The sequence below is a fragment of the Pseudoalteromonas sp. S3776 genome (genome assembly GCF_005886915.1).
Lineage (GTDB): Bacteria > Pseudomonadota > Gammaproteobacteria > Enterobacterales > Alteromonadaceae > Pseudoalteromonas.
Genome location: NZ_PNCU01000026.1, coordinates 1 through 3,652, shown reverse-complemented (window position 1 = coordinate 3,652; position 3,652 = coordinate 1). Strand labels below are relative to the sequence as shown.

At 32.4% G+C, this 3,652-nt stretch carries 4 protein-coding genes and 1 pseudogene; all 5 read left to right on the top strand.

Annotated elements, in window-relative coordinates; translation table 11 throughout:
* A pseudogene (locus tag CWC16_RS11595) lies at positions 1–571 on the top strand (hypothetical protein); the annotation flags it as partial.
* A 634-nt stretch (positions 572–1,205) separates the two neighbouring features.
* Positions 1,206–1,838, top strand: a complete 633-nt coding sequence (locus CWC16_RS11590) for a hypothetical protein (RefSeq protein WP_138541643.1) — start codon at positions 1,206–1,208, stop codon at positions 1,836–1,838.
* Positions 1,839–1,860: 22 nt separating this feature from the next.
* Positions 1,861–2,286, top strand: coding sequence for a hypothetical protein (locus CWC16_RS11585; RefSeq protein WP_138541642.1), 426 nt, complete (start codon positions 1,861–1,863; stop codon positions 2,284–2,286).
* Between the two features lie 747 nt (positions 2,287–3,033).
* Positions 3,034–3,375 (top strand): hypothetical protein, encoded by a 342-nt coding sequence (locus CWC16_RS11575; RefSeq protein ID WP_138541641.1) that lies wholly within the window; start codon positions 3,034–3,036, stop codon positions 3,373–3,375.
* Positions 3,376–3,400: 25 nt separating this feature from the next.
* Positions 3,401–3,652: transposase (locus tag CWC16_RS11570; protein WP_171037651.1), on the top strand; the 252-nt coding region annotated here is incomplete at its 3' end.

Sequence of the window (3,652 nt, the reverse complement as noted above, 5' to 3'; positions counted from 1 at the left end):
TGCTAAGTATACATGGTCTAGCTATTCAGCTTTTATCAAAAACACAGCGACGCCGAAATGGTTAGTTCGGGACTTTATATTTTCGCTTCAAGGAAAAAAGCGTAAATATGCTGCTTATAAACAGTTTGTTGAATATGAAAACAATAAAGAAATAAGCGCTTTTTATAGTGCTAAAAAGTTATTGTCGGTTTTGGGTTGTGAGGACTTTATTGAAAACATAAAAGACTATATTGCCAAGCCTGATAGCGAAAGAAAGTTTGTTAGTAAAAATCACTCAGCAGATGAAGTTATAGCTTACTTAGCTCAATACTTTAATGTTGAGGTAGATGATATAGTAATGATTAAAAAGGGACGAAAAGAGAAAAACTTACCTCGTTGGTTTGCTATTAAATTATGCCAAGATTTAACGGGGTTAAACTTGCAGGCATTAGCAGCTGTTTTTAATGTTGGGCATTATTCGGCGATATCGAAAGCTGTAGGTAGATTGAATAAATTAATGCTTGAAGATGAAAAGGTTAAATTACAATTGGAAAAACTTCGAGATTGTTTGATGTCTGAAGTCAAGATTTGACCCCATCTAGACCCCATCTAAAGACCCTATGATTGCTAATCAAGAGCAACCTATTAACGTTGAATCGACTAAAATTTGCTTTTGCCAAGCATTGGTATTATTTAACTGGCCAATTAGCATTATCGGCTAATAAAAATTTTTGAGTTAAAAATTGATCTTTATGGGTTCTATTTTAAGTGCTCATAAAAGTAAAAAGCCGTTGCAGTAATGTGGCGGCTTTTCATTATAGTTTTATGCTGAAGAGCAACAAAATAAGTGAATACCGCTAAAAATTAATGGGGTCATTATTTGGTTCTACCTAATGGGTAACTCCTTTTTGATACTTTTCTTTTTACAAGGCTACTTGTTAAAGTATTGCCAATTCAAAGTAACTCCTTATAAATAGCCCACTCAATTACTCAAACAAGAAATATTGATTTTTTAATCCAACTTAGGTAGCTTATCACTAAATAAATGTGAATATGCTTACAAGGATTGACTATGAATAGTTTAAAAATCAGGGATATCGAGAATAATAAAAACTAATAGAATCCATTCGTAAAAACCATCAAACACTTTATCTACTAAGTGAAAAGAACTTATCGAATTACACAAGAATGCTACAAAAGATAAGTCAGGCTCCACAAGCCGAGTCGTGGCTGGTAATATATCAGCGGCTTTAGATGGTCGAGTATTAATTCAAATGTTCCGGGATTTAGGTTTTACTGGTCGAGTTTATGAAAAATATATTCGAGGTGAGAAGTATATTATTTTTAAAGGTAAACTCGAATTTAAAACCATATTCACTAAAACAGCTAAAAATGCTCGAGTTGTCGATATGGCTATAGGGAAAACTTCAGCCATAATTCAGAGTGCTCGCTCCGGTGCTCGCTTAACAATATTTTTTACAGTTCCAATTATAATACTTCAACATTTTTTAGAAGATGAGGTTTTACTTAGTAATTTACTTGCCGATTTAGCTGTATCTTTGATAAAAGTTGGTGTATCGAGTATTGCGGCTGCGCTTGCAGCAGCTGCTGTAGGAACAACAACTACAATAGCCGCAGCTCCTCTGGCTGTAGCTATATTTATCGGCCTTGGCATAGCATATTCGTTAGATAAACTCGACGAGTATTTTAGTATTACTGAAAAATTAGGATTGATTTTACGAGAGATTGAAGACGCTACTATTGGTGAAATAAGCAGGAAAGGTTGGGAGTTAGAGAGAATTCTTTGCTGGCAGATTGCTAATGATATAAATCCCGGTAAAGGCATATTTTATCCTTAACAGTATTGGGCTAATAATTCACATGAAAAAGAAACTTTTGTTTATATTTCTATCTATATCATTAATATTATTTAGTGATATATCGGCTTCCAAATCTTTTCCTATGAATAAAATTGGTTGCGCAATTATTAATGAAAATTATTTTGAAGATGCCCCTAAAATGCTAAAGAGTGTTTCGGTAAACCTTTCGACAGCTCTTAATGATGATAAGTTGATTTATAAAAATGGTGAAGTTACTGTAAACGCGTCAGCTGCAACAGTTATACAAACAGGAGTACAAAATCCCTGGATTAGCTCTTTTAAGATTACCATTTCACAAACTAAAAAAGATACGATTAGCGTAAGGAGCGCTCCAAGGACTAATGATAATAATAAAATGAATGTTTACTTTGCACTTACTTCACAGAGTCGTGGTGAATTAATTATTTCTTGCAGCGCAAGAGAGTAATCTTAATTATGCGTTCAGAGCTAACCTATATAATATTAATCTCAGCTTTATTAATTTTCATATCAACTCTTAGTCCTAAAATAATTAATATATTATATAGTTTAACTTTAACAGTCTTTAGTGTTGGATGCTTTTTTCTTTTATACCTGATACGAAAATATCCATCCGAAAATGGGTCAACAACGTTAAAGTCCATACAATCAAAAATAATATTAGCTTTACTTTTATTAGCTCTTTCATTATTTCTCGGATGGTTTTCTTATCAATTTATTTTAGAACCGAATACCATTGCTTGTAAATATAATAACGGATGTGAAACAGGCCCTCTTGGTTGGTCTGTATCTTTATTATTATTTGGGTTATCTATACTAACTTTTTACATTAGCTTGATATTAGCAAAGTCTGCTTATAAGAAATAATTTCTCCCTACCTCCGCATCACATCTTAGTTCTAGTGGTCAACTAATTTTGGCCACAGTTTTAAAATTTAAAAGCGTTAGAAATTATTTTTAATGTTAAACACTATTCGGCTGTATCAAAAGTTGTTGAAAGATTAAATGCATTAATGATTGAAGATAAGAAGGTTAAATTACATTGGGAAGAGCTTCGAAGTGGTTTGATGTCTGAAGTCAAAAATTTGACCCCATACCCACACAGTTTTTGAGTGACTTTTACTGCTCGTAATATTTTTAGTTATATTAGCCGAGTTTATCAAAAAATATTTTTTATATTTAAAAAGGAATGTTAAATGATGCTTAGTATTTTTTTAATTGCTACGCTAAGTGCTGACTTTCATCTTGCTGGAAAAACTTCTGCGGGCTTAATACTTTGTGAAAATTTAAATAATAAAGCGACTCTCGAAAAAATAAAAGAATATAGTAAGTTGCATAATGAGCTCAATAGTTATTTAAGCTCTGAGTTAGAGTCAAACTCTGACTTAAGTAATCGATTTTATAGTGCGCAGGTTGATTTCATAAATTCATTTGAAAATGCAGATAAAAGTAAATCTTTAGATGAAAGCTTATTAACTAAAGAAAAAAACCAAAGGGGTCAAATCTTTACTTCAGACATCAAAGGTCTAGATTTATAGTTTTTTGCTCATTGAGTTTATTATTATGTCTAGACCGCTGCGAATAGAGTATGAAAATGCGTTTTATCATGTAATGAATCGGGGAAGAGGGCGTGAAAATACCTTTTTGAGCGATGACGACTTTAAGTATTTTTTATATTGTATTGAGCAAGCAAGCCTTCGCTTTAATATTGAAGTGCATTCTTATTGTTTAATGACCAATCATTACCACCTGCTAATCAAAACCCCTGATGCAAATTTAGGCCGAGCCATGAAGCATATTAATGGCCTTTATACT